Genomic DNA, 5389 nt, shown 5'->3' on the forward strand with positions numbered 1-5389 from the left:
AACCTAAAAACTTAGTCTAACCTAAAAACTTAGTTTCAACATAAATACTCAGTCCCAACGTAAAGACATGGTTCAGACATCGAAACCACGCCTGAAACCAGATTTTAGTCCTGTTGAGAGTTTTATCTCAAATTCATTTTTCAAGCGCATTTTCAAATTTTTCCTCATTCATACGGTAGATGTTCCACCCATTTACAGGACTTCCTCCAAGGTGTTCGTAGAATTTCCTGGCAGGGTTCCAGTCAAGGACTGCCCATTCCATTCTCCCGCAGTTTCTTTCTTTTGCAAGCTTTACACAATGGAGAAACATTGCTTTCCCAATCCCTTTTCCCCGGAACTCGGGTTTTACGAAAATATCTTCGATATAGAATCCCGGCTTTCCCACAAAAGTAGAGAAATTGTGGAAAAAAACAGTAAACCAGGCGGAAATCCCGCCCAGCTCGGCAAAGAAAACCTCTGCATAGGGCCTTTTTCCGAATATGCCCTCAGCCAGGTTTTCTTCCGTCGCCATGACAAGGTGGGAAAGGTTCTCAAACCTGGCAATGCCTTTGACAAACTCAAGAATCAAGGAAACATCTTCAATTTCTGCGGCGCGGATTTTCAACCCAGATTTTACTTCGTCCTCTACAGGCTTTATTTTATCTTCTGTAAGTTTCATTTCAGGTTCTGACATTTTCCGATTCCTTTATTAAACTGATAGATCTAGATAATTTCATAGATTTAATGAAACTGAATATATTAAACTAAGTATATGAGATTGAATGTATGAAATTGAATGTATGAGGCTGAGTTTATTTTGAATCCCACTCTTAATGTATGTAATTTTTACTAGCCTGAGATGAGTTTATTTTGAATCCCACTCTTAATGTATGTAATTTTTACTAGCCTGAGAGTTTCAATCAAAGTTGCGCTGGCGCACCCCGCTGCAAGCAACGGGGTATGTTCGCGCCACCGCTCAAAATTCCGTTAAAGGAAATAATAACCCTAAACAATTTAGTGTGAGCAGAAGTTAGTAATCGAAAATGGAATTGAGAAATTTTATTATTATCAACGGTTACCGGGGAAGTTTCCATCCCCGCAGCAAGCTAGCGGGGTATTCGACTGAAATAAAAATAATTATAAAGCAATAAGTATGAAGTAAAAAAGTCTTGTTTAAAATGCTTGATAAAAAAGATTTCAAACCGGTCACACTTGCAGATCGGGCTTTTTTCGAGTGCCATTATACACTCTACCCTCAAACCCATAGCGATAACACTTTCACGAGCATGGTCTGCTGGAACCGTTTTATGCATTACCGGTACGCATACGTGAAAAAGAACGTGATTCTTGAGTGCACCGCTGCTGGAGTGACACGGTTACATCCACCTATAGGCCCCCGTGATCCTGAACTTATGAGAGAGGTGATACAGCTAGCGCTGGATATGAGCGACAATAATAAGCCCCTAATGCTCATCGATCCTGAGACTGCAAAACGGATGAAGGAAATCGACCCTGACCTTATGCTGGTTCCGGATCTTAACCATTTTGAGTATGTGTACCGGAGTATCGACCTTGCTGAACTTCCTGGAAAGAAATATCTCAAAATCCGCAGTCAGATCAATAAATTCCAAAAAAATTACCGGTATACGGTCGAACCGATAACCCCAGAAAACCGAGAAGAGATAATGGAGTTCCTGGTAAAGTGGTGTAAATGCAAAAAGTGCGATGAGAATTTCATTCTTGCCCACGAGATAGAGGCCATTTCTTATGCGCTCGAACACTTAACCGAGTTACCCCTGAGAGGTCTTTTGATAAGGGTTGGTTTACAGGTAGGTGCCATCTCTCTTTTTGAGCGCCTCAATACTGATACGGCTCTAATCCATTTTGAGAAAGGACTACCTGAGTATGAAGGAATATACAAGGCAATCAATGCCGAAACTGCATTGGTTCTTGCCAGCGAGGTGGAGTATATCAACCGGGAAAGCGATCTCGGCATCAGTGGACTTCGAAAGGCAAAACTGAGATATCACCCGCACCATATGGTAGAGGTTTATTCGCTTAACCGACGAACCTGTTTTCCAGTAATCAAATAATAGTATATGTACTGCTTTCAAGTACTACATCCAATATTGACAAAAGAAAAAAATTAGAATGTTGAATACTAAAAATATAAGAATTGCTAATAGAATTTTATTACGGAGTATTTCAATAAATCTAATTTTTCAATAAGTTCTTTACTATACTATAATATAAACGACTCGCCAAAAATTGATGTTTATTGAAATTCCCCTTAACAAATGACCAGTAAATTTCACTCTATGCCTATTTCCAGGCATGTTTCAAAGGTATAGATTTTTCTCAAGTTTTTCGGTGCTACATTGCGGTTTTCAATAAATCATTCTTAAAATGGTATGGTGAATAAATTGAAAAGAATTAATAGCAGGTGTCTTTTAGCGCCTCCTCATTTTTATCCTCTGCAAGCGTTTTCAAAGCGTCAAGCTGTTCCTGTTCAGAACTGATATAGTAAACGTCATATCCGAGCCTGTCAAGCTGCCGGAGATACTCTGTTGGAAAAGCGGGCTCTATCGTTACAGCATGGGTAAATGCATATCGATCGCCGACAACAGTTCGTAGAAGACTTCGTCCGTATCTACCATCCAATGCTGCAATCTTAGGTTTTAGAGCAGTAATATCCTCTATCATCCTTCCTATGGCCTGAAAGTCAAATGCAGGGCCCCAACACGCGAGTGTAAAACATTGTGCTATGCGATCGGCTCCGATTTTCCTTGCCAGACAAACTGACGTGTACTTGCGAATTCCATCACCTTCCGGCATGCTAGGCACAAAGAACATCTCATTCTGATTCAGCCAGAAGAAATAAGAGATATTCCTCGAGAACAGTTCATTAATCACTTCGTCAAACAGCCAACGCGGCGTGAGAGACCATGCAACCCGCCACATATTATCGGTAACTGTCACGGATTTGGTTTTGATCAACTCTAGCTCGGGATATTCTCTCAATATTTGTTTTTCAATGTCATTAACCATATTATCGATAACTATCATGGATTTGTCTTTGATTAGCGCTAGCTCGGAATATTCTCCCAATATTCATTGCTCAAAACCATCGACTATATTTATATAATTAAGCCAATTTTTTGGCGATGATTATTATCAAAATTTTGCATAAAAGTGACCATACCGTTGAAACCATAACCTGCAATATCCATATTATGGATCAGGAACATGGCAGACATGAGAACATATATCAAGCTTCTGGAAGCCGGTTAACTAAACAAACTCGCCAGCTCAAAAATAATAAAATAGGAAGAAATTTGGCTCTTCGCTATTTTGAGTGGGTAACTTATATTTAGCTCCCAAATGTTGAAGTAACATACCTAAAATTTAGGAGCACCTATGATTTTGAAAATCACGTTCAAGCTTGATGTTTTCATACTTGATCGGAGTACTTTATGACAAAACAATTATCTTTAACCATACAAAACAGCGAAGAGCCGTATTTGAAAAATTTTGTACTTATTCTTTAAAAGATAAAAAGAAAGTTAAAGGATAGCTGAAAACATTAATAAGAGCTAAAAAAGACTTAAACGAGAAAAGAATTGGAAAAATCATTTTTCGATTTTCTTTTTCTCAAAAGCTTCCTTTACGATTTTTAAGGCACAGAGATCTCCACACATAGAACAGGTATCACTTTCGGTTCTTCGAGCATCCCGGATTTTGCGGGCTCTGTTGCCATCAATTGCCAGTTCAAACTGTTTTTCCCAGTCAAGATCCCTGCGGGCACAGGCCATAGAAAGGTCCTTTTCCCAGGCGCGTTCTCTCTGGCCTTCCTTTATAAGGTCAATAGTGTGGGCTGCAACCTTTGTTACGAGCAGGCCTTCTTTTATATCCTCAAGGGTTGGAAGGGCAAGATGCTCGGAAGGGGTGACCATGCAGAGGAAGTCCGTACCATGCATTCCTGCAATTGCTCCTCCAATTGCGCCTGTGATGTGATCAAAGCCTGGTGCAATATCAGTTACAATTGGCCCCAGGAGATAAAGAGGAGCCTCATTGCATAGTTCTTTCATGCCTCTTACGCTCAGTTCGATTTCATTTAAAGGCACATGGCCAGGGCCTTCCACAAAGGTCTGGACATTGGCAGCCCTTGACCGCTTCACGAGTTCACCAAGTGTGATAAATTCCATAAATTTCGGGCGATCAGAGGCATCGGCAATGCAACCTGGACGCATGCCGTCCCCAAGGCTCAGGGTCATATCATATTCTTTTGCGATTTCAAGGAGATAGTCAAATTCGGCATAGAAGGGGTTGTCTTCTCCGTTATGCAACATCCAGGCAAGGGTGAAAGAACCTCCACGGCTCACGACATTCATTATCCTATCGCTCTGGCGCAGTCGCTCAAGGGAATTTAAATTAACTCCTGCATGCACGGTCACAAAGTCCACGCCCTGTTTGGCATGTTTCCGGACAGCGTTGAACATATCATCCGAAGTCATTTCCACAACAATTTTCCTGGAAGCCGCAGCCTGGTAAATTGGGACGGTCCCGACTGGAATGTTAACGGATTTAAGGATGCGGGTGCGAATTTCGTCCAGATTTCCGCCTGTGGAAAGGTCCATTACGGCATGAGCGCCGAAAGCTTCTGCAGCCTTTGCTTTTTCGATTTCGGCATCAATATCTATACAGTCCCTTGATGTTCCGATATTGGCATTGATCTTTGTGCTCATATATTTGCCAATGCCTATAGGAAGGGTTTCTCGCCTGTTATTTACGGGGATAGCGATTAATCCCTTTGCCACGCAGAAGCGGACAGTCTCAGGGTCTATTCCTTCAGCTTTTGCCACGGTTTCTATAGAGGGAGTGATGATTCCCCTCTTCGCATCTTCCATCAGTGTCATTGTTACTCCAGACTGCAGGTTTATGAGACAATTATAATTGTATTATTAAACAAATATCAATGAAAACATGCTAAATAACAGCAATATCATGGACTGCAAATAGCCAGGATATCATAAGCATATTATAAGGTTGACCAGAATAATAAGGATAAAGATAAATCCAGTACTTCCATCTTGCGGACTAGAACAGATGGTGAACTCATATATATCTTTTCACGTCTGGCAAGTCATGAAACATGTATAAGCAGACAAATATATAAATAATGTGTGCATAGTATTTAGATCATATGTAGAAAGAAAAACACGGAAACTGTTTTTAAAGTAAAGGCTTTTACAGCTTACCGGTATAATTGAACCTGACCAGTGAAATAACTGAACCTGACCAGTGAAATAACTGAACCTGACCAGTGAAATAACTGAACCTGACCAGTGAAACAATTGAACCTGACCAGTGAAATAACTGAACCTGACCAGTGAAATAACTGAACCTGACC

At 40.7% G+C, this 5389-nt stretch carries 4 protein-coding genes; 1 reads left to right on the forward strand and 3 read right to left on the reverse strand.

The annotated features are described in order from the left end of the window. Positions 1-133: 133 nt before the first annotated feature. Positions 134-673: a GNAT family N-acetyltransferase gene (locus ASJ81_RS08455; protein WP_095644092.1), complete on the reverse strand. Its 540-nt coding sequence runs from the start codon at positions 671-673 to the stop codon at positions 134-136. Between the two features lie 484 nt (positions 674-1157). On the opposite strand from ASJ81_RS08455, the gene ASJ81_RS08460 reads away from it, so the two are divergent. Beyond that, on the forward strand, positions 1158-2072 hold the full coding sequence (locus ASJ81_RS08460; protein WP_095644093.1) for a DUF2156 domain-containing protein: 915 nt from the start codon (positions 1158-1160) through the stop codon (positions 2070-2072). Between the two features lie 340 nt (positions 2073-2412). Here ASJ81_RS08460 and ASJ81_RS08465 read toward each other — a convergent pair whose 3' ends face one another. Further along, on the reverse strand, positions 2413-3087 hold the full coding sequence (locus ASJ81_RS08465; RefSeq protein WP_141241632.1) for a hypothetical protein: 675 nt from the start codon (positions 3085-3087) through the stop codon (positions 2413-2415). 521 nt (positions 3088-3608) lie between these two features. Then, a complete protein-coding gene (thiC, locus tag ASJ81_RS08470; RefSeq protein ID WP_095644095.1) occupies positions 3609-4895 on the reverse strand; it encodes a phosphomethylpyrimidine synthase in 1287 nt (428 codons plus the stop codon). Positions 4896-5389 lie beyond the last annotated feature (494 nt).

Source organism: Methanosarcina spelaei, from assembly GCF_002287235.1.
GTDB lineage: Archaea > Halobacteriota > Methanosarcinia > Methanosarcinales > Methanosarcinaceae > Methanosarcina > Methanosarcina spelaei.